We start from the raw sequence: 20,536 nt of genomic DNA, 5'->3' as shown, positions 1-20,536 counted from the left end.
GCGGCTGCAATTCTCGATGTATCTAATTTTATTCGTATCTTTGCCGATTGAATAAAAAATAATAGCGAAAGAATGAATTTTCAGAAACTGACTCCTATTGTGAACAAACCCAATGCGTGGGCCCTGAGTCCGCTGGTGGTATTTTTATGCCTGTATCTGGTGACTTCCCTGCTCATCAATGATTTTTATAAAATTCCGATTACCGTAGCTTTCATGGTGTCTTCCATTTATGCCGTGGCTACGACGAAAGGACTGAGCTTGAACGACCGCTTGTTGCAATACTCCGCAGGGGCAGCCAACAAGAACATCATGCTGATGATATGGATTTTCATCCTGGCGGGGGCCTTTGCACAGTCGGCTCAGGCCATGGGGGCTATTGATGCGACAGTAAACCTGACCTTGCGGTTGCTTCCGGGCAATCTGCTGCTGGCGGGAATCTTTCTGGCATCGTGCTTCATTTCTCTTTCCATCGGTACGTCGGTCGGTACCATTGTCGCACTGGTTCCTGTAGCTGCCGGTATTGCGGCCAAGACGGATGTCAGCGTGGTTTTCATGACGGCGGTAGTAGTGGGTGGTGCCTTTTTCGGCGACAATCTGTCCTTTATTTCCGATACGACCATTGCAGCTACCCGTACGCAAGGGTGCGTGATGCGCGATAAATTCCGGGTGAATTCTCTGATTGCCTTTCCGGCTGCCTTGATCGTATTCATCTATTACATTATCTACGGAAGCCATATCGAAGTGGCACAGGATATTCCTCACGTAGACTGGATGAAAGTGATTCCATACATCATAGTGCTGGGAACCGCAGTAGCGGGTGTCAACGTACTGCTGGTGCTGTTGCTGGGACTGATTTCTACGGGTATCGTAGGCATGGCATACGGCACGTTCGATGTGTTCGGATGGTTCGGTGCCATGGGAAAAGGTATGACGGGCATGGGAGAGCTGATTATCGTGACCCTGATGGCCGGAGGCATGCTGGAGCTGATACGTTTCAACGGGGGAGTAGACTATGTGCTGCACCGCCTGACACAGCGCGTAAAGGGTAAACGCGGGGCTGAACTGAGTATTGCGGCCCTGGTAAGTCTGGCCAATATCTGTACGGCCAACAACACGATTGCCATTATTACCGTAGGTCCGCTGGCCAACGACATTGCCGAGCAGTTCCGGGTAGACAAGCGGAAGAGTGCCAGCATTCTGGATACGTTCTCATGCGTCATTCAGGGCATTATTCCTTACGGAGCACAGCTGTTGATTGCGGCCGAGCTTTCCGGTCTGTCGCCCATCAACATCATCGGCTACCTGTATTACCCTATGACATTGGGCGTAGTGGCCATACTGAGTATCTTGTTCCGTTATCCGCGCCGGTATTCCTGATCAGGCTATGCATCGGATTTTTTAATTTTGTCATCAAACTAAAACAGAAAAATATATGCTGATTTATAATACTACTTTTCATGTAGAGATGGGCGATGCCCGTAATTTTGTGATTTGGCTGAATGAATATTACATCCCCGAAGTGGAAAATCTGGGTGAACTGAAGAATCCCCGTATTCTGCGTATCCTGAGCCATAAGGAGCAGGACAGTGAATGTTTCTCACTGCAGTGGGAAGTGGAAGACAGTGCTGCGTTGCACCGCTGGCACGTAAAGCAGGGGGCGACACTGAATGCGGAGATGATGAAGGTGTTCAAGGATAAGGTTATCGGTTTCCCCACATTAATGGAGGTGATAAGGTGATACAGCCGGTCAAAGAAAAAATCATTCTCGGCATCGACCCGGGTACGAACATCATGGGGTACGGAGTGCTGAAGGTGACGGGTGTCAAGCCGGAGGTAATGACCTTGGGCGTCATCGATCTGCGTAAATGTACCGATTCGTATCTGAAGCTGAAGCACATCTACGAACGGGTGCAGGGCATCATTTCATCGTATCTTCCGGATGAGCTGGCCATCGAAGCTCCATTCTTCGGGAAGAACGTACAGTCCATGCTGAAGCTTGGACGTGCACAGGGGGTCGCCATCGTGGCCGCGCTGACACGTGACATTCCCGTGACGGAATATGCCCCGCTGAAAATCAAGATGGCCATTACCGGCAACGGGCAGGCCAGCAAGGAGCAGGTAGCCGATATGCTGAAGCGCATGCTGCACATACCCGACTCGGAAATGGGCCCTTTTATGGATGCGACGGATGCTTTAGGAGCGGCTTATTGCCATTATTTGCAGATGGGACGTCCGGAAATGCCGAAAGCTTATTCCAGTTGGAAGGATTTCATTGCCAAAAATCCGGGACGCATAAAGAAATAGGAGATTATAACCATGAATTTAAAACAGCTTGTAGTAATGTCGGCCGTGGCTGTGGCTACCGGGTGTACTTCTTCACAACAACATACCAGTACGCCGTTTGATGAATATCCGGTGTACGAGGGGGAATGGGTGGAAATGGCTTATACGCCAGCTTCAACCCGGTTCTCGCTTTGGGCTCCTTCGGCTCAGGAAGTGCGGGTGCTGCTGTATGAAAAAGGACAGGGAGGTTCTGCCTATCGTATGGTGAAGATGGAACCGGAATCTGACGGTATGTGGCAGGCTCGCGTGGACGAAGACCTGAAAGGAAAGTTCTATACGTTCAATGTCAAGATAGACGATGTGTGGCAGGGAGATACACCCGGACTCATGGCCAAGGCTGTGGGAGTGAACGGCGACCGTGCAGCCGTTATCGACTGGAAGGAGACAAATCCGGAGGGGTGGAACGAAGACAAGCGCCCGCCGCTGAAACGTTTCTCCGATATGGTGATTTATGAACTGCACCACCGCGATTTCTCTATCGATACCATCTCCGGCATCCGGCACAGAGGAAAATTCCTGGCTTTGACGGAGGAAGGAACGCATACCTATCTGGGCGAGAAAACGGGCATTGACCATTTGAAGGAGTTAGGGGTGACACACGTACAGTTGTTGCCTTCGTTCGACTTTTCTTCGGTGGACGAAACCAAGCTCGACAAACCGCAGTACAACTGGGGATATGACCCGAAAAACTACAACGTGCCGGAAGGTTCGTATGCCACCGACCCTTATCAGCCCGAAGTGCGTATCCGCGAGTTCAAACAGATGGTCATGGCGCTTCACCGGGCAGGCATCCGGGTAGTGATGGACGTGGTGTATAATCACACGGCTATCACGAAAGGAGGCAATTTTGAACGGACCGTACCAGGTTATTTCTATCGCACGGACGAGGAAGGGAAATGGGCCAACGCATCGGGTTGTGGCAATGAAACGGCCAGCGAACGGCCGATGATGCGGCGTTTCATGATAGAATCGGTCTGCTATTGGGCCAGAGAGTATCACATAGATGGATTCCGTTTTGACCTGATGGGGATTCATGACATCGAGACCATGAATGCCATCCGCAAGGCACTCGACAAGATTGACCCTACAATATGCATGTATGGAGAAGGCTGGGCGGCCGGAAAACCGCAACTGCCGGATAGTCTGCTGGCTATGAAGAAACATGCGGCCCGGTTGCCACACATCGGCATGTTCTGCGATGAAATGCGCGACAGCCTGCGTGGCCCGTGGGGAAACGATGCCAAGGGAGCTTTTGTCATCGGACGCATGGGATACGCTGCAGGCGTGAAGTTCGGACTGGCGGGAGGAATCGCACATCCGCAACTGGTCAGCGACAAGGAGTCCACCGTTCCGGCTTTCTGGGCTGCACAACCGGAGCAGATGATCAGTTATGTGAGCTGTCACGATGACCTTTGTCTGGCCGACCGCCTGAAGGCGACGTTGCCGGGACTTTCTGCATTAGAGATGAATGCCTTGGCCAAACTGGCCGCTACGGCAGTATTCACATCACAAGGCATTCCGTTCTGGTATGCAGGTGACGAAGTGCTACGCGACAAGCAGGGGGTAGCCAATTCGTACAAGAGCCCGGACGCAATCAATGCCATTAACTGGGGACGGAAGACTTCGCAGCGTGATTTCTTTGATTATGTGAGGGGTCTGATTGCCATGCGAAAGGCACATCCTTCTTTCCGTATGGGAGATGCAGATTTGATTGCCAAACACCTGGAGTTCTTGCCGGTACCAGCCAGCAATGTGGTGGCTTTCCGTATCAAGGGAAGTCCGGCTGGCGATTCGTGGCTGAACACGATTGTGGTGCTCAATGCCCGTACGGAACCTGTGCAGATTGACGTTCCTGAGGGACGTTACTGGATAGCCTGTCGTGACGGACGCATAGACAATGTGTTAGGACTGGGTACGCTGACCGGCAACAAACTGGTGGTAGCGCCTCGTACGGCCATGATTGTGCATCAATAAACCAAGAGAACAACTACTTAAAGAAACAAAATAAAAACAGAGAAAGACAATGCAGAATGTAATTACAATTGAGAACGGAGTGACTCGTCATCCGTTGTACCGGATGAAAGAGCCTGTGAACTTACAGATTGCGGCAGGAGAACATGTGGCCATCGTAGGACCGAACGGCGGCGGAAAGAGTCTGCTGGTAGACACCATTACCGGACGCTATCCGTTGCTGATGAATGAGGTGAAATACGACTTCTCACCTTCGGAATCGAAGATGGCTTGCGATAACATCAAATACATCACGTTCCGTGACTCGTACGGGGATGCCGACGGGAACTATTATTACCAGCAGCGCTGGAATTCGCAGGACCTGGATGATACGCCTATCGTGGCCGATTTGCTTCCTCCCTGCAAGGACGAACAATTACGAAAAGCACTGTACGATTTGTTTGGCATTGAGGAGATGCTCAGCAAACATATTATTCTGCTGTCGAGCGGGGAGCTCCGCAAGTTTCAGCTGACCAAGACCCTGTTGAGTGATCCGAGAGTACTGATTATGGACAATCCTTTCATCGGACTGGATGCGCGGACTCGGGGACTGCTGCACACATTGCTGGGAAAACTGACTGAAATGACCAACCTGCAGGTGATTTTGGTCTTGTCGAAGACAGACGATATCCCGACGTTCATTACGCACGTGATACCGGTGGAAGACCGTCATTGCGGGCCGAAAATCACCTTGCAGGAATATCTGTCACACCGTGAACCAGACCCTGCTCATGTGCTGTCTGAGGAGAAACGGCAGCGGATACTGGACTTGCCGTATGCCGATAACCTGTTCCATACGGAGCATATCGTAGACTTGAACAAGGTAAGCATCCGTTACGGAGAACGGGTGATTCTGAAAGAACTCGACTGGACAGTGAAATGCGGTGAGAAGTGGGCACTCAGCGGCGAGAACGGGGCAGGGAAATCTACCTTACTTAGTTTGATTTGTGCTGATAATCCACAAAGCTATGCCTGCGACATTTCTTTGTTCGGTCGCAAACGAGGAAGTGGCGAGAGTATCTGGGAAATCAAGAAGCACATCGGTTATGTGAGTCCCGAAATGCACCGCGCTTATCTGAAGAATCTGCCGGCCATTGACATTGTGGCCAGCGGATTGCATGATTCCATCGGCCTGTATCGTAAGACACAGGAAAAAGATGTGGATGCGTGCGTGTGGTGGATGGATATCTTTGGCATTGCTGACCTGAAAGACCGTAGCTTCCTGCAACTCTCCAGCGGAGAGCAGCGTATGGTATTGCTGGCCCGTGCGTTTGTCAAAGACCCGGAACTGCTGATTCTGGACGAGCCGTTGCACGGACTGGATATGCGTAACCGCCGGTTGGTGAAGGATGTCATCGAAGCATTCTGCGCCCGGAAAGATAAAACCCTGATTATGGTAACCCACTATCAGGAGGAACTGCCCGCTACCATTACGAACTCTTTGTTCCTGAAACGTAATAAATAAAAGAAGCTGATTTTTAGTAGATGCAGATTTCTTTTCTGCGAGAAAGCACATCTGTGTTCCATTTCCGGGTAGAAACCATGTTCAAGCGTTTCTCCGGGAATATGAAAAATGAAATCAGATACAGAAACCCATATAAAAATGGCAAATGAAGATGATTTTACACTGTCACCTTCATTTGCCATTTTATTTTAAAAGGATATTTATTGAATTTGAAAAGTCTGTAAGCAAGAACTTACATGCTTAGTATGCGAAAGTTTTACCAACTCTGTCTGTCCTGCATCTGGCGAAGTGCTGTCCGGTAGTCTTCTACCAGCTCTTTCATCACCTCATCCACCGTCTGTAACTTACGAAGCTGGGATGCGGCTTGTCCTATTTCCAGTTCTCCTTCGTAGAGGTCGCCTTCGAAGATTCCCTTCTTGGCCCGGCCTTTTCCCAACAAAGCCTTCAGCTCATCTACTGAGACTCCTTTCTGTTCCGCCTCCTCTATCTGCTTGTAGAAATCATTTTTAATCAGACGGGTAGGGGAAAGCTGCTTGAGTGTCAGAAGAGTATCTCCTTCATTCAATCGCAGGCAGCGGTCCTTGAAATTGAAATGTGCCGAACTCTCTTCCGTCAGAGCAAAGCGGGTACCCATCTGTACTCCTTCTGCGCCTAACGCTTCGGCGGCTAAGATACCTTCGCCCGAAACAATTCCTCCTGCTGCAATAAGAGGCACACTGCACACCTTTTTGACGGCCGGAATCAGACAGAAAGTCGTTGTTTCCTCTCGTCCGTTGTGGCCGCCTGCTTCGAAGCCTTCTGCCACAATGGCATCTACTCCGGCTTCTTCACATTTCATGGCGAAACGGCTGGAAGATACCACGTGAGCCACCTTGATGCCTGCCTGTTGGAGCTTGGAAGTCCATGTCTTGGGATTTCCGGCAGACGTAAATACGATTTTTACGTCTGCCTCCTGAATGATTTCCATGAGGGTTTCAATCTCCGGATACATCAGCGGCACATTGACTCCGAAAGGCTGGTCGGTGGCAGCCTTGCACTTGCGGATGTGTTCACGCAGGGTCTCCGGGTGCATGGAACCGGCGCCCAACAATCCCAACCCACCGGCATTGCTCACGGCTGAAGCCAGTCTCCATCCGCTACACCATACCATTCCACCTTGGATGATGGGGTAGCGGATGCCGAAAAGGTGACAGACTCTGTTTTGCATATCAATCAGTTATTTTTTATATTTCTCAATCAGGTTCTTGGCTACGGTGTCACCTAGTTCTACTGCTTTTTCCAGGTTAGCCATACCTTCCTTCTTCTTTCCCTGCTGTACCTGGCAGTAACCCAGCATACGATAGGCTGCCGCATTCTTGGCATCCAGTTCAATGGCCTTGTTCAAGGCTTTCACCGTTTCTTCCGGCTGGTTTACTCGCAAATGTACGCTTCCTTTTTCTACCCAGTATTCCACGTTCTTCGGTTCCATCTCAATAGCCTTGTTGATGTCATTGATGGCCTGCTGGTACATACGGCATTGCATTTCAACCTGCTCACGGATAAAATAGAAATCAGACGATACCTGCCCCATCATGGCGTCGTGGAACAAATTGTAGTCTACCACTGCTTCGCGGAACTGTTTGTCTTCCGCTTTCATGCGGGCACGTTCGTACAGATAAGGAGCAGCTTCTTTTCCATAGGGAGGATTGTATTTAGCCACAGCACTGTCCATCAAGGCAATGGCTTCCTTCTTTGAAGCACCTTCAATCAGTTCCTTGGTCTTGGCGGCGGCATAGAAAGATGCGGCAGAAGCTAACGGCGAGCGGTTTACTGCTTCGTAGCTGGCAAATGCTTCCGGATATTTCTGCATGGCAAAATAAATATCTCCCTGCAACTGGTAGTACAGTCCCTGCTTGTCGTTTTCCAAGGCCGTATTGATTTCCTTCAGTGCCCGTTCCATGGTCCAGTCGCCATACGGTTTGGCTCCCTGGAGACCAAGCACATAATTATACAACAACTTGGAAAGATTATAGTATGCGTCTCCCTTGTTTTCGTTCACTTCCACCATGGTTTGCAGGTCTTTTTCTGCCAGTGCATAGTGTGCGTCGTCACCGTATCCTATGTAACAAATGGCACGGCGGGAGTAACCTTCACTGTTTTTCGGATACTGCTGGATAAATTCGTTCAGCAGGTTCAGGTATTCTTCTTTTGTCAGGTTAGAAGAAGACATGTACAGGTACACCAGTGCCTGAGACTCGTCTTCCGGCAATCCTTTCTTGATGCCGATGGTATTCAGCGTAAAGTCATTGGCAGAGAGTGCGGTGATAGACAGACTCTTTGCATAACCTATTCCGATGGCATAGCTTGATGTACTTTCCTTGTCACTGTTCTTCTGTACCAATCCCACTACTTCTCCTTCTGCATTCATCACCGGACAGCTTACGGTCTTTTCGCCCGTTTTCATGTTCAGGGTATAATAGAAAGAGTTGTTGCTGATGGTATCGATTTTGGAGATGGTGCCGTGTGTACCCGAAGCGGCTTTCTGTGTAGAGTAAGGAAGTACGTACACCGTTTCACTGACTGCACCCGGACGAGATGTCGGTTGCAAGGCCACAATCTTCTTATCGGCTGCTGTCTTGAACTTTACTACGTCGTACATATCGTTGGCTCCCAGAATGTATTCCACTGGAAGTTCCTTTCCGTCAGCAGTCACGACTACGGCACGTTCGGCTCCTTTAAACAGGGTATAGTCGGATACGGCCGTACCGTTTTCATCAATGTAGAATCCGTTTCCGGTATTGAGAATCTGATTCTCCTTATTGTACGTGATGACAGAGAACACAGCTTTTCTGGCTTTGTTGGCCCATTTGGGAAGTTCCTGAGCCATTCCGGTCTGAAAAGCCATCCCACAGCATGTCAGCACGAGGGTAATTTTTCCTATTTTCATGGTAGTTGTATGTTTTATTGTTTTATTCTTCTCCGAATCCTCTTTGTTTCACGGCTTCATAGATGAGGATACCTGCTGCCACGGACACGTTCAGTGACTCAATGTTGCCGAACAACGGAATCTTGATCCATTCGTCGCAAAGTGCCAGATGATCGTAGGGTACACCGGTATCTTCCGCACCCATAATGATACACGTAGGGCCCTGGTAATCGGCCTTGGTATAGTCATAGTCACCTTTTTCTGTGGCTGCTACAATCTTGAATCCGCTGTCTTTTAAGAATTTGATGGTATTCGTCAGGTTGTTTTCACGGCACACCGGAATGGTATGCAAGGCTCCGGCAGAGGTCTTGATGGCATCCGCATTGACACTGACACTGTTTTTTGACGGAATGATGATGGCATCCACACCGGCACATTCACACGTACGGGCAATGGCTCCGAAGTTACGTACGTCGGTCAGGCCGTCCAGCAAGATGAGCAGCGGGTTCTTGCCCTGCTCGAACAAGAAAGGCACGATGTCTTCCGTACGCTGGTAAGTGATGGGCGAGATAAAGGCCACCACTCCCTGATGGTTCTTCTTGGTGATGCGGTTGATGCGTTCCACCGGTACGCGCTGCACAGGGATGAACGTATCTTTCAACACGGCGAAAAGCTCCTTCGACAAGTCGCTCTGGATGTCTTTCTTGATTAATACTTTGTCAATTTCTTTTCCGGCCTGGATAGCCTCGATAACGGCGCGTACGCCGAAAATCATTTCGTTCTTTTCTATCATGGTCTTGTTTGTTTCTTGTTATTGTTTAAAGCCTAACAGGGCACGGGCATTCTGCACGGCAGCCTCTGTCAGGGTGGCACCGCTGAGCATGTGGGCAATTTCCTGCACCCGCTCTTCATCCGTCAGGCGGCGGATATGACTGTTGGTTCCGGTGTCGGTATCTTCCTTGTACACTTTGTAGTGCGCAATTCCGCGTGCGGCAATCTGGGGCAGGTGAGTGATGCTGATTACCTGACGGTTCTGGCGTCCCATGTCCTGCATAATCAGTGCCATTTTCTCTGCAATGGAGCCTGACACACCGGTATCAATTTCATCGAAGATGATGGTCGGCAGTTTGACGGCTCCGGCAATCATGGCCTTGAGTGAAAGCATGACGCGGGCAATTTCACCTCCCGAAGCGATGGAAGCCACGTTCTGCAACGTTCCGTTCTTATTGGCTGAGAACAGAAAAGTCACGCTGTCCATCCCTTTGCTGTCGGGTTCCTTTCTGGGAGTCAGTTCCACGGCAAAACGCACGTTAGGCATACCCAGTGGGATGAGCAAGGACTTCATCTGCGATTCAATGTGCCGTGCCGACTGTGTACGAAGCGCGGTCAGCTTTTCGGCCTGACGAAGCACCTCGGCATACAATTTCTTCTTTTCACCCTCCAGTTCTGCAATCCGGTCGTCGAAAGAAGTGATGGCATTCAACTGGCTGCGATAGCTTTCCGTCAGTTCAATCAGTTCTTCTACCGACTGCACGCGGTGTTTCTGCTGCAAGGAATAAATCAGGTTCAACCGTTCGTTGACAAAATCCAGACGTGCCGGATTGAATTCCACTTCTTCCTCCGCATTGCCGATTTCGCGGGAAATATCTTTCAGTTCAATGTAGCAGCTGTTCAGCCGTTCCATCCATTCCTTAGCCGGCGCATATACCTGTGTCAGGCTCTGAAGAGTCTGCATGCACTCTTTGGTCAGTGAAACCGTACCGCCTTCCTCGCCGTTAATCAGCTGACTGGCTTTATAGAGCCCGGCCTTGATGTCCTCGGCATGGCTCAGGGTCTCCGCTTCCTGTTCCAGTTCTGTCTGTTCTCCGTCCTTCAGTCCGGCTTCTTCCAACTGTTCCAGCTGAAAGCGGATATAATCTTCATCCTGACGGCTCTTTTCAGCCTGTGCGATGAAATCATCCAGTTCCTTTGCCACCTTCTTATAAGAAAGGTATACCGACTGATAGGCCGACAATGCCTGCTCGTCTTGTGCCAGAATGTCCAGAATGTTCAACTGAAAACCTTCCTTGTTCAGCAACAGGTTCTGGTGCTGGCTGTGCACGTCAATCAGTTTCTCGCCCAGCATTTTCATCTGTGCCAGCGAAGCCGGCGTATCGTTGATGAAAGCACGGCTTTTTCCGTTGGCCGACACTTCACGGCGAAGGATACATTCGTCCGGTTCAAATTCGATGTCATTCTCCTGAAAGAACGGTTCCATGCCGTAGTTGGCAATCCGGAAAGTCGCCTCCACGATACACTTGGAAGCCCCCTTCTTGATGGATTTCACGTCGGCACGCTGTCCCAACAGGAGTCCGATAGCCCCTAAGATAATGGACTTTCCGGCACCGGTCTCGCCGGTAATTACCGAAAAGCCAGACGTAAAGTCAATGTCCAGCTTATCAATCAGGGCATAGTTCTGTATAAAGATAGACTGTAGCATAACGGTTTAGGAATGAAACAGACTGGAAAGTTTATCCACAATGTCTTCGGCCACTTCCTGCTTGCGCTTTAACGGGTAGGAAACAGCTTCAGTGCGGTCTATAATCGTAATCTTGTTGGTGTCGCAACGGAAACCGGCTCCTTTGTCATTCAGCGAGTTCAGCACGATGAAGTCAAAGTTCTTGCGTGCCAGCTTATCCTGTGCATGGCTTACCTCGTCGCAAGTCTCCAGCGCAAAACCCACCAGTAACTGGTCCGGACGTTTTTCCTTTCCTAAGGAAGCAGCAATGTCGCAAGTCGGTTTCAACCGCAACACCAGGTCGTCCTTTTCCCGTTTGATTTTCTGGTCGGCCACCTGCTCCGGCGTGAAGTCCGCTACGGCTGCACACAAGATTCCTGCGTCTGCATCCTTGAAGGCATCGGCAGCTGCACGGTGCATTTCGGCCGCACTCTCCACGTCTATGCGACGAATATTCGGATGAACCGTCTGCAGGGTAACCGGACCACTCACCAATACCACTTCCGCTCCACGTGAAGCACAAGCCTCAGCCAGGGCATAGCCCATCTTTCCGGAAGAGTAATTGCCGATAAAGCGCACCGGGTCAATTTTCTCATAAGTAGGACCTGCGGTAATGACGATTTTCCGTCCGGCCAGGTCTTGCTGACGGGCAAAGAACGCTTCTAATACCTCGATGATTTTCTCAGGCTCTTCCATGCGTCCTTTTCCTACCAGATGGCTGGCCAGCTCGCCCGAAGCCGGTTCAATGATATGGTTACCATAGCTGCGCAGAATGTCGAGGTTATGCTGGGTAGAAGGATGAGCAAACATATCCAGGTCCATGGCCGGAGCCACAAACACCGGAGCCTTCATCGACAGGTAGGTCGTCACCAGCATGTTGTCGGCTACCCCGTGCGCCATCTTTCCGATGGTGGAAGCCGTAGCCGGGGCTATGACCATGGCGTCGGCCCACAATCCCAAGTCCACGTGGCTGTGCCATGTGCCGTCACGCTGTGAGAAAAACTCGCTGATGACAGGCTTGCTGGTCAGCGCCGAAAGCGTGATGGGAGTGATGAACTCCTTTCCTGCCGGCGTGATGACAATCTGCACCTCCGCACCTTTCTTAATCAGTCCGCGTGTCAGCACGGCCGCCTTGTAAGCCGCAATACTACCCGTGATACCCAGTACAATTTTTTTGCCTTGTAGTGTATTCATGCTACCTTCCGTTTACTTGACCAGCCCCGTTTCGCGCAGGCGGATTTTTGTCAATACATTCTTCGTGTTCAGTGTGAAGTCTCCGTTCATAATCCAGCCGTAGTAGCCCAAATCTTTCTTGAGCACTTCCGACACCGGAATACCTTTGTATTTTCCGAAGTTGAACACTTCCACGCCGTTGTCGTCATACACAATTCTTCCGGCAAAGTCCACGTTCTTGCTGTAGCTGGAATATTCCGACAGGTAGTTGATGTCGTTCTGAAGCACGTCAGGGTAGTGGTCGAGCTGTGCTTTCAGCACCTCGTAGGTAGCCCGTGTATCGGCTTCTGCCGTATGCGCGTCTTCCAGGTTCTTTCCGCAGTAGAACTTGTAGGCAGCCGAAAGCGTGCGCTGTTCCAGCTTGTGGTAAATCACCTGCACGTCGACAAACTTCCGCTTGGTCAGGTCGATGTCGATACCAGCACGGAGGAATTCCTCTACCAGTACCGGCACGTCAAAGCGGTTGGAGTTAAAACCGGCAATGTCGGCCCCTTCAATGTCGCGGGCAATGTCCTTTGCCACTTCCTTGAAAGTAGGGCAGTCGGCCACATCCTCGTCGTGAATGCCATGAATGGCAGTCGATGTCTCCGGAATGTGCATTTCCGGATTGATGCGCAAGGTCTTGGCCTCTTCGTTGCCGTTAGGATAAACCTTCAAGTAGCAGATTTCTACAATACGGTCTGTATTAATATTAGTGCCCGTGGTCTCCAAATCGAAGAACACGAGCGGATTTTTCAAGTTCAGTTTCATGAGTCTGTGTGTAACAAAAAAGATTAGTCGTTCAGCATCATCGGCATCAGCAGCATCAGCAGGTCTTCGTCTTCCTCCTGTTCTTCAGGAACGATGACACCTGCGCGTGACGGGTCGGCCAGTTCGATGATGATGTTCTGTGCAGAAATGTTGTTCAGAATGTCAATCAGGAACGACGACTTGAAACCGATGCTCATCGGGTTGCCGCCATACTGGCAAGCGATGGTTTCTTCGGCCGAAGTAGAGAAGTCGATGTCCTGTGCAGAAATCTTCATCTGGTTTTCCGACAAGCTCAGCTTGATCAGACTGCTTGACTGTGAAGAGAACACAGACACACGGCGCAGGGCACTGATGAAGAGCGCACGGTCAATGATGGCACGGTGCGGGTTGTTCTGCGGAATGACAGAGTTATAGTTCGGATAACGTCCTTCAATCAGACGACAAATCATCTGATAGTTTTCGAGGGTGAACATGGCATTGCGGTCATCAAAGCCAATCTGTACGTCGCCCTGTTCCTTCGGCAACAGGTTCTTCAGCAGGTTGGCCGGCTTCTTCGGAAGGATGAAGGCAGCTTTCTCTGCTCCTCGTGCAGCATAAGTCTTGCAACGTACCAGCTTATGACCGTCGGAAGCCACCAATGTAATGTCTTCCGTACTGATGTCAAAATAAATACCGTTCATCACCGGACGAAGTTCGTCGTCGGCAGTCGCAAAAAGGCTGCGGTTTACGCCGTTCATCAAGATTTCTGCTCCCATGGTCACCTGTACGGCATTGCTGCCCAACGCCTGTGCCTGCGGATATTCGTCGGCATTCTGTCCCATCAGACTATATTTTCCATTCAGGTATTCCACGGTAATTTCCATATTGCTGGGTTCGATGTGGAAACTCAGCGGCTGCTCCGGAATCTCTTTCAATGCTTCGAGCAATGTCTTGGAAGAAACGGCGAAACGGCCGTCACTGTCCGATTCATTCACTTCGATAGAAGTAGACAGCGTAGTGTCATTGTCCGAAGCAGTCATAAAGAGCGTACCGTCTCTCAGTTCGAAGAGGAAACAGTCCAGAATGGGTAATGAATTTCTTGAGTTGATTACTCGGCTGATAGCCTGCAAATGACTGAATAAAGCAGTACTTGAAACGATAAACTTCATAGCTGTTTTTATATTTGTTTTTGTTCTGTTTTTATTATTAAATGCATCCTCGGATGCCCTAAACCAATTGCCAAAGTTACGAAAAGATTGCATACGCCCCACAAAAAAAGGTCTTAAAAATTAGTTTTCTTCTATGGAAAGTCGTAATTTCGTCACCGAATTTAAAAATACTATTTATGGAATTAGCAGGAAGAGTGATTGCGGTTCTGGAACCGAAAGGCGGTACATCGCGGAACGGCAACGAATGGAAGGTACAAGAATATGTCATCGAAACGCACGACCAGTATCCGCGTCGTATGTGCTTTGATGTCTTTGGTGACGACAAAATCAAACAGTTTAATATTCAGGTGGGCGAGGAACTGAACGTATCGTTCGACATTGACGCCCGCGAATGGCAAGGACGCTGGTTCAACAGTATCCGTGCATGGAAGGTGGAACGTGTAGGAGCCACTCCTCAGATGCCTCCGGTAGAAGCTCCATTCCCTCCGGTAAATGCAGCTCCGGCCGATTTCTCCATGACAGACGAGAAAGACGACCTGCCGTTCTAAATGAATAAAAGAAATTAGAATGCCTCCTTCGCTTCTGAAAAGATGAAGTGAAGGAGGTTTTTTATTGGCTGTTTTCGGCCGTGTGCTTGACGGGTTGTCGGGGTTGGCAGGTATTTTTTAAACTATATATACACAAGGTGTGGAAAAATACAAGATTTATATTTTTCCACACCTATATATAAAAAGTTAGAAAAACCGGTGCCAACCCGTCAACCTGTCAAGTTCTCCACTGTTCATTTATGCTTCTATAGCTGATTAGTTTCTGTAAATCAAAGAGATATCATTTCCTCGGCATTCCTCCTATTATTGTTTGGAGGATTTGTTCAAAATCTTTCAACACGCTTTTTCTTGTTGTTTTTGCATCTTTTTCACACACTTGCATGTCTGTGTGAAAAACACACTTACGTTTTAGTTCGAATGTACTTGTGTTTGAGCTTGAACGTACTTGCGTTTTGATTCAAACGCCTTTGTGTTTCACAACAAAGGCACTTGCATTTTAGAAAAGAGCTGAGGGTGCTTTTATTCTCTACAATTGGAAAGGTTTGCAGAAGATTATATCTGTGTTTTTTCTAACTTTGTAGAAACCATTGAAAGTTATGAGAACAAAATTGTTGATTGCCTTATTCAGTCTACTCTTGTGTTTGGGCGGAAGCTCTTGCGTGGTGCATCGCCATGCACCCAAGCCACCACATAAGAAGGAGATTCCTCCTGGTCATGCGAAAAAAATACGTGGTAGAAAATCTGCAAAGTTCGATGCTCCCGGGCATCGTAAGCATCTTCCTCCTCAATTCTGAACCAGTAATATTTCAGAATCCAAGGGAGAATAACCAGTAAATTTTTCTTGATTAGCGGCTCACCTTTAATTCATATAGAAAAGTCGCTATAAAAACTATTCTCTTTAGTTATATTAACTATAAATATTAGTTTATGAACTAAAAATTTTAGTTCTTTGCAATAACCAATTGAAACGGAAATGAAAACACTTACTGCCAAAGAAGAAGAAATCATGGGATTTTTCTGGGAGAAAGGTCCGATGTTCGTCAAGCAGTTGCTGGAACTCTACGAAGAGCCACGACCGCACTTCAACACCCTGTCGACCATCGTAAGGGGACTGGAAGAAAAAGGCTACCTGTCGCATACAGCGTTTGGTAATACCTACCAGTATCATGCCGTAGTGTCGGAAGAGGAATTCCGACGGAAAACCCTGCGTAGGGTCATCTCCAAATATTTCAACAACTCTTTCTTAGGGGCTGTTTCCTCGCTGGTGAAAGAAGAAGACATTTCGGTGGAGGAACTCAAGGAACTGATACAGAAAGTAGAAGAGGGACGGCTATGAGAAAACGCATATTATTGGCGGCGTGGCTTTTATGTGGTCTGATGCTGCCTTCCTGGGGACAGACGGAAAGTAAAAAGAACCCGAAACTGCTGATAGACGGCTGTTTCTTCATGGAGACACCCTCCGAACTGAATGGGGCAAAACTCAAGATGGCTGTTCTGAAGAGCGAAGACGGACGGATGATGATGCTGGTGACAGGCGTCAAACTAAGCGAGAATTCAAAGAAATACGCCGTTCCTCTGTCTGAAGTGAAGGATGCAGATTATTGGCTGGAAAAAGCGAAGGGAAACGTAAAGTTTATGTCAATGATTACTCACACTTCTAAACTGGCCATGAAGGAAGGGGAGCGCATCAAACCTTTCAGCGTACAGGCTACCGACGGTACCCGCTGGACTGACCGCAATACCCTGGGACGGCCGCTGGTGCTCAACTTCTGGTACACGGGGTGCGGCCCTTGCATCCGCGAGATGCCCGAGCTGAGCAAATGGCTGGATACCTGCCCTGATGTGAATTACCTGGCCGTCACCTGGAACACTCCCGAACAGATACAGACGATTGTGGAGCGTCAGGGATTCCGCTTTCATCAGGTAGCAAACGATTCTGCGTTGTGGAAGATGTTCGGCGTACAGCAGACACCCACCACGGTAGTGATTGATAAACAGGGGGTGGTGCGAAAGCTCACCATAGGCACCAACCAGCAGAAACGTGACGAACTACTGAAAACCATCCGGCAATTATCGGCCGAGAAATAAGCGGAAATTAGCGAAGACCTTGGTCAGTACGGAATAATAACTGTAAACACACATAAAAGTCATGGGAACCTTTTTAGTCTATATACTCAAGTCGGCTGTCTGCCTGGCGATGTTCTATCTGTTCTATCGCCTGCTGCTCAGCAAGGAAACTTTCCATCGTTTCAACCGGATGGCTTTGCTGGGAGTGATGCTACTCTCATGCCTGCTGCCTTTGGTAAAGGTGACGGTGGAACAGGCTTCGCCGGTAAATGCACAAGTGATGTCGATGGAGGACTTGCTGCTGATGTACCAATGGAATAGCGAAGCGGTAGTGGTGGAAGAGGGAAGTCGCCCGTTCCACTGGCAGGAAGGGCTGGTGTTAGTCTATTTTGCTGGACTGTTTTTTGTCATCGCCCGTCACCTCTGGTCGCTGGGACGCATGCTTTATCTCATTCGTCACAGCCGGTGTGAAAGGTTAGACAACGGGGTATGCTTGGTAGTTCACCGCCGCAAACTGGCTCCTTTCAGCTGGATGCGCTACATCGTGATTTCGGAAACAGACTTGAAGGAAAGCGGACATCACATTTTGGTGCACGAAATGGCCCACATCCATCACCGTCACTCATGGGACTTGTTGCTGACCGAAGCCTGTGCCTGGCTGCAATGGTTCAATCCGGCCATCTGGCTGCTCAAGCAGGAGTTGCAGAACATCCACGAATACGAAGCCGACGAAGAAGTACTCCGTCAGGGCATCAATGCGAAAGAATATCAAATGCTATTAATAAAAAAAGCCGTTGGCGCAAGGCTCTACTCTATTGCCAACAGCTTTAATCACAGTTCACTTAAAAAACGTATCACTATGATGATTCGAAAAAAATCCAATCCGTGGGCACGTGCCAAGTACCTCTATGTACTTCCGTTGGCAGCCGTTACCGTAGCTGCTTTTGCCCGTCCTGAAATCTCTCAACCACTCGATGAGATTTCAAGTGTCAAAGTTAATGATTTATCGGCAGTTTTGGAAACGTATGCCGATAAAAATGTGTCGAATCCCGCCGAAAAGACCAAACTGAAGATGAAGGTGGTGGATAAAAAAGGAACCCCCATCATTGCAGCAACCGTACTTGTGGCGAATACGACCAACGGGACCATTACCGACGAAAACGGTAATTTCACGCTGGAAGTCGGCACCGACCAAAGCATCCAGGTGGCCTACATCGGTATGAGTACGGTTACCATGTCGGTCAAAGACTGTCTGAAGAAAGCCGACCAGACAATTGTCTTGACTGAAAGCGACACAAAGAAAGATGTGAAGGTGGTAGCGCCTGCTCCGCAAGCTGTGGTGTCGGACGACCAGACGTTTAGCGTAGTGGAGCAGATGCCGGAATATCCGGGCGGTATGCGTGCTGGTCTGGAATTTATGGCACGCAATCTCAGGTATCCTGCAAAGGCACAGGAAGCCGGTAAGCAGGGGCGTGTCATCGTGCAGTTTGTGGTAAGGAAAGACGGTTCGCTGAGCGATTTCAAGGTGCTCCGTCCGGTCGACCCGTGGCTGGATGCCGAAGCTATCCGCGTAATCAGCACCATGCCGAAATGGAAGCCGGGCATGCAGGACGGAAAGCCGGTCAGCGTGAAATTTACTCTCCCGGTAACTTTCATGCTGGAGGGAACCAACAACAAGCCGAAGGCAAGCGACAATGACGTCGTAGTAGTGGGATATGGAGTCACTCCGGCTCCTCAGAAAAGCGAAGTTCCGGCAGCAATCGTCCAAATGTTTCAGAACGGAAAGGACGGTCAGGGAAAAGAAGAAGCATTGCCGATGGTGCTGATAGACAAAACGGAGGCCTCCACCGAAACAATGAACAAGCTCGATCCTCAGTGTATTGAATCAATCACTGTATTGAAAGACGCAGATGCAACCGCAATATATGGCGAAAAAGGAAAGAATGGCGTGATTCTCATCACTACCAAAAAGAAATAAAAACACTCTCTATCTAAAAAGAAAACGCGCAAGGGTATGTGAAAATATCCTTGCGCGTTCTCTTTTAGTTTTCAGAGGTTTCTTTAAAGTGTGACACCATTCTTGAAAATGGCAATCTCACGGTAATTCTTTTTCTCATTGTTCACAGGTTCTCCGCTGGCCACCTGAATCACATAATCGATGAAACGACGGCAAGTGGTCTCCATCGGTTCATTTTCTACGATGACACCGGCATTGAAATCAATCCATCCGGGCTTGTGCGCCGCCAGGTTGGAATTGGTAGAAATCTTCATGGTAGGTACGAAGGTACCGAATGGCGTACCGCGTCCTGTAGTGAACAACACAATGTGGCAGCCGGAAGAGGCGAGGGCCGTAGCAGCTACAAGGTCATTGCCCGGAGCCGAGAGCAGGTTCAAGCCTTTTATCTGCAAGCGTTCTCCGTAAGCCATCACACCCGATACGTAACTCTTTCCGCATTTCTGTGTGCAACCCAATGCTTTTTCTTCCAGTGTAGAAATACCTCCGGCCTTATTACCTGGCGAAGGATTCTCGCCCACAGGCTCTCCATGTGAAAGGAAGTATTCCTTGAAATCATTGATCAGACTCACCGTCTGGTTGAACAGTTCCGTAGTACGGCAACGGTTCATCAGGATGGTTTCTGCCCCGAACATTTCGGGTACCTCAGTCAGTACCGAAGTTCCTCCCTGTGCAATCAGGTAGTCGGAGAACATGCCCAGCAACGGATTGGCCGTAATGCCCGAGAAGCCGTCGGAACCACCGCATTTCAGTCCCACGCGCAACTCGGAGAGGGGCACATCGGTACGCTCGTCCTGACAGCACTTGGCATACAGTTCACGCAAGATACGCATGCCTTCTTCGTATTCATCGTCTACCTTCTGTGCCACCATGAAGCGGATACGGTCTTCGTCATACGTACCGACAAATTCACGGAACACATCGGGCTGGTTGTTCTCACATCCTAATCCTACTACCAACACGGCTCCGGCATTGGGATGCAGCACCATGTCGCGCAGAATCTTCTTCGTATTCTCATGGTCTTCACCCAACTGCGAGCAGCCGTAGTTATGCGGGAAAGCCACAATGGCATCCACTCCCTTGCCTCCGTCCGTCTCGCGGCGAAGTCCCTCGGCCAGCTGGTTTACGATACCGTTCACACAGCCCACGGTCGGGATAATCCAGATCTCGTTACGCACGCCTACGTCTCCGTTCCGACGGCGATAGCCCTTGAACGTACGGTGTTCCACCGGAATATCCGTGTGCACCTCCACAGGCTGGTAGGTATAATCCAGCAGTCCTGCCAGATTAGTCTTGATTTCTTTCTCGCTCACCCATGTACCTTCGGGCACATCGACGGTAACATGACCGATGGGGTAGCCGTATTTAATGATATTCTCTCCAGCCTGGAAATTCTTCAGCGTCACCTTGTGGCCGGCAGGCACATCCGTGCGCAGGGTAATCACCCGTCCGTCTGCCTCGATGGTTTCTCCTGCATGAAGGGGAGAAATAGCCACCGCCACGTTATCGGCCAGGTTGATTCTCAAATAAGTTGTTTTCATATTAATAGCGATGTA

Annotated in this window: 17 protein-coding genes; 9 read left to right on the top strand and 8 right to left on the bottom strand. The window is 49.5% G+C overall.

The window, feature by feature from the left end; genetic code table 11:
- Nucleotides 1-72: 72 nt before the first annotated feature.
- From BACPLE_RS01810 to BACPLE_RS01790, 5 genes are read left to right on the top strand one after another with little or no spacing between them, the layout of a single operon-like run.
- Nucleotides 73-1,377, top strand: coding sequence for a Na+/H+ antiporter NhaC family protein (locus BACPLE_RS01810; protein WP_007558382.1), 1,305 nt, complete (start codon nucleotides 73-75; stop codon nucleotides 1,375-1,377).
- 55 nt (nucleotides 1,378-1,432) lie between these two features.
- Nucleotides 1,433-1,738, top strand: coding sequence for a DUF4286 family protein (locus tag BACPLE_RS01805; protein WP_007558379.1), 306 nt, complete (start codon nucleotides 1,433-1,435; stop codon nucleotides 1,736-1,738).
- On the top strand, nucleotides 1,735-2,304 hold the full coding sequence (ruvC, locus tag BACPLE_RS01800) for a crossover junction endodeoxyribonuclease RuvC (RefSeq protein WP_007558377.1): 570 nt from the start codon (nucleotides 1,735-1,737) through the stop codon (nucleotides 2,302-2,304). The genes BACPLE_RS01805 and ruvC overlap by 4 nt, the downstream gene beginning before the upstream one ends.
- A gap of 12 nt (nucleotides 2,305-2,316) precedes the next feature.
- Nucleotides 2,317-4,317, top strand: coding sequence for a type I pullulanase (gene pulA / locus BACPLE_RS01795; RefSeq protein ID WP_007558375.1), 2,001 nt, complete (start codon nucleotides 2,317-2,319; stop codon nucleotides 4,315-4,317).
- A gap of 49 nt (nucleotides 4,318-4,366) precedes the next feature.
- The gene (locus BACPLE_RS01790) at nucleotides 4,367-5,818 is read left to right on the top strand and encodes an ATP-binding cassette domain-containing protein (RefSeq protein ID WP_007558373.1); all 1,452 of its coding nucleotides are present in this window, start codon (nucleotides 4,367-4,369) and stop codon (nucleotides 5,816-5,818) included.
- Between the two features lie 256 nt (nucleotides 5,819-6,074).
- Here BACPLE_RS01790 and BACPLE_RS01785 read toward each other — a convergent pair whose 3' ends face one another.
- Genes BACPLE_RS01785 through dnaN form a run of 7 tightly spaced genes read right to left on the bottom strand, consistent with a single transcriptional unit; the run spans nucleotide 6,075 to nucleotide 14,351 of the window.
- Entirely contained in the window at nucleotides 6,075-7,025 is a 951-nt protein-coding gene (locus BACPLE_RS01785; RefSeq protein WP_007558370.1) for an NAD(P)H-dependent flavin oxidoreductase, read from the bottom strand.
- 9 nt (nucleotides 7,026-7,034) lie between these two features.
- Nucleotides 7,035-8,744, bottom strand: coding sequence for a trypsin-like peptidase domain-containing protein (locus tag BACPLE_RS01780; protein ID WP_007558368.1), 1,710 nt, complete (start codon nucleotides 8,742-8,744; stop codon nucleotides 7,035-7,037).
- Nucleotides 8,745-8,766: 22 nt separating this feature from the next.
- Nucleotides 8,767-9,516, bottom strand: coding sequence for a 23S rRNA (guanosine(2251)-2'-O)-methyltransferase RlmB (gene rlmB / locus BACPLE_RS01775; protein WP_007558366.1), 750 nt, complete (start codon nucleotides 9,514-9,516; stop codon nucleotides 8,767-8,769).
- Between the two features lie 18 nt (nucleotides 9,517-9,534).
- A complete protein-coding gene (recN, locus tag BACPLE_RS01770; protein WP_007558364.1) occupies nucleotides 9,535-11,202 on the bottom strand; it encodes a DNA repair protein RecN in 1,668 nt (555 codons plus the stop codon).
- 6 nt (nucleotides 11,203-11,208) lie between these two features.
- Nucleotides 11,209-12,414, bottom strand: coding sequence for a bifunctional phosphopantothenoylcysteine decarboxylase/phosphopantothenate--cysteine ligase CoaBC (gene coaBC, locus BACPLE_RS01765; RefSeq protein ID WP_007558362.1), 1,206 nt, complete (start codon nucleotides 12,412-12,414; stop codon nucleotides 11,209-11,211).
- Nucleotides 12,415-12,426: 12 nt separating this feature from the next.
- Complete coding sequence (locus BACPLE_RS01760) at nucleotides 12,427-13,203, bottom strand: 3'-5' exonuclease (RefSeq protein ID WP_007558361.1); 777 nt, start codon at nucleotides 13,201-13,203, stop codon at nucleotides 12,427-12,429.
- A 23-nt stretch (nucleotides 13,204-13,226) separates the two neighbouring features.
- Nucleotides 13,227-14,351 carry a DNA polymerase III subunit beta gene (gene dnaN, locus BACPLE_RS01755; protein WP_040312365.1) on the bottom strand — a complete coding sequence of 375 codons (1,125 nt, stop codon included), beginning with the start codon at nucleotides 14,349-14,351 and terminating at the stop codon, nucleotides 13,227-13,229.
- 176 nt (nucleotides 14,352-14,527) lie between these two features.
- Here dnaN and BACPLE_RS01750 point away from each other — a divergent pair, with 176 nt between their 5' ends.
- The 4 genes from BACPLE_RS01750 to BACPLE_RS01735 all read left to right on the top strand — a co-directional run bounded on the left by BACPLE_RS01750 (nucleotide 14,528) and on the right by BACPLE_RS01735 (nucleotide 18,944).
- Nucleotides 14,528-14,899, top strand: coding sequence for a DUF3127 domain-containing protein (locus BACPLE_RS01750; RefSeq protein WP_007558357.1), 372 nt, complete (start codon nucleotides 14,528-14,530; stop codon nucleotides 14,897-14,899).
- A gap of 973 nt (nucleotides 14,900-15,872) precedes the next feature.
- Nucleotides 15,873-16,235, top strand: a complete 363-nt coding sequence (locus BACPLE_RS01745; RefSeq protein ID WP_007558350.1) for a BlaI/MecI/CopY family transcriptional regulator — start codon at nucleotides 15,873-15,875, stop codon at nucleotides 16,233-16,235.
- A complete protein-coding gene (locus BACPLE_RS01740; protein WP_007558349.1) occupies nucleotides 16,232-16,987 on the top strand; it encodes a TlpA family protein disulfide reductase in 756 nt (251 codons plus the stop codon). Before BACPLE_RS01745 ends, BACPLE_RS01740 begins: the two co-directional genes overlap by 4 nt.
- Nucleotides 16,988-17,048: 61 nt before the next feature.
- Nucleotides 17,049-18,944 carry a M56 family metallopeptidase gene (locus BACPLE_RS01735; protein ID WP_007558347.1) on the top strand — a complete coding sequence of 632 codons (1,896 nt, stop codon included), beginning with the start codon at nucleotides 17,049-17,051 and terminating at the stop codon, nucleotides 18,942-18,944.
- An 83-nt stretch (nucleotides 18,945-19,027) separates the two neighbouring features.
- Here the strand turns inward: BACPLE_RS01735 and BACPLE_RS01730 are convergent, their stop codons facing one another.
- Nucleotides 19,028-20,521, bottom strand: coding sequence for a UxaA family hydrolase (locus BACPLE_RS01730; RefSeq protein WP_007558345.1), 1,494 nt, complete (start codon nucleotides 20,519-20,521; stop codon nucleotides 19,028-19,030).
- Nucleotides 20,522-20,536 lie beyond the last annotated feature (15 nt).

This window comes from Phocaeicola plebeius DSM 17135 (genome assembly GCF_000187895.1).
GTDB classification, from domain to species: Bacteria; Bacteroidota; Bacteroidia; order Bacteroidales; family Bacteroidaceae; genus Phocaeicola; species Phocaeicola plebeius.
This window is presented reverse-complemented; position numbering and strand designations above follow the sequence as displayed.

Bases quoted from the DNA above. Each gene is read 5' to 3' on its own strand.
- BACPLE_RS01760 (WP_007558361.1), bottom strand. From the start codon at position 13,203: ATGAAACTGAACTTGAAAAATCCGCTCGTGTTCTTCGATTTGGAGACC.
- BACPLE_RS01810 (WP_007558382.1), top strand. From the start codon at position 73: ATGAATTTTCAGAAACTGACTCCTATTGTGAACAAACCCAATGCGTGG.
- recN (WP_007558364.1), bottom strand. From the start codon at position 11,202: ATGCTACAGTCTATCTTTATACAGAACTATGCCCTGATTGATAAGCTG.
- BACPLE_RS01805 (WP_007558379.1), top strand. From the start codon at position 1,433: ATGCTGATTTATAATACTACTTTTCATGTAGAGATGGGCGATGCCCGT.
- coaBC (WP_007558362.1), bottom strand. From the start codon at position 12,414: ATGAATACACTACAAGGCAAAAAAATTGTACTGGGTATCACGGGTAGT.
- BACPLE_RS01790 (WP_007558373.1), top strand. From the start codon at position 4,367: ATGCAGAATGTAATTACAATTGAGAACGGAGTGACTCGTCATCCGTTG.
- rlmB (WP_007558366.1), bottom strand. From the start codon at position 9,516: ATGATAGAAAAGAACGAAATGATTTTCGGCGTACGCGCCGTTATCGAG.
- BACPLE_RS01785 (WP_007558370.1), bottom strand. From the start codon at position 7,025: ATGCAAAACAGAGTCTGTCACCTTTTCGGCATCCGCTACCCCATCATC.
- BACPLE_RS01730 (WP_007558345.1), bottom strand. From the start codon at position 20,521: ATGAAAACAACTTATTTGAGAATCAACCTGGCCGATAACGTGGCGGTG.
- BACPLE_RS01735 (WP_007558347.1), top strand. From the start codon at position 17,049: ATGGGAACCTTTTTAGTCTATATACTCAAGTCGGCTGTCTGCCTGGCG.
- pulA (WP_007558375.1), top strand. From the start codon at position 2,317: ATGAATTTAAAACAGCTTGTAGTAATGTCGGCCGTGGCTGTGGCTACC.
- dnaN (WP_040312365.1), bottom strand. From the start codon at position 14,351: ATGAAGTTTATCGTTTCAAGTACTGCTTTATTCAGTCATTTGCAGGCT.
- BACPLE_RS01780 (WP_007558368.1), bottom strand. From the start codon at position 8,744: ATGAAAATAGGAAAAATTACCCTCGTGCTGACATGCTGTGGGATGGCT.
- BACPLE_RS01745 (WP_007558350.1), top strand. From the start codon at position 15,873: ATGAAAACACTTACTGCCAAAGAAGAAGAAATCATGGGATTTTTCTGG.
- BACPLE_RS01740 (WP_007558349.1), top strand. From the start codon at position 16,232: ATGAGAAAACGCATATTATTGGCGGCGTGGCTTTTATGTGGTCTGATG.
- BACPLE_RS01750 (WP_007558357.1), top strand. From the start codon at position 14,528: ATGGAATTAGCAGGAAGAGTGATTGCGGTTCTGGAACCGAAAGGCGGT.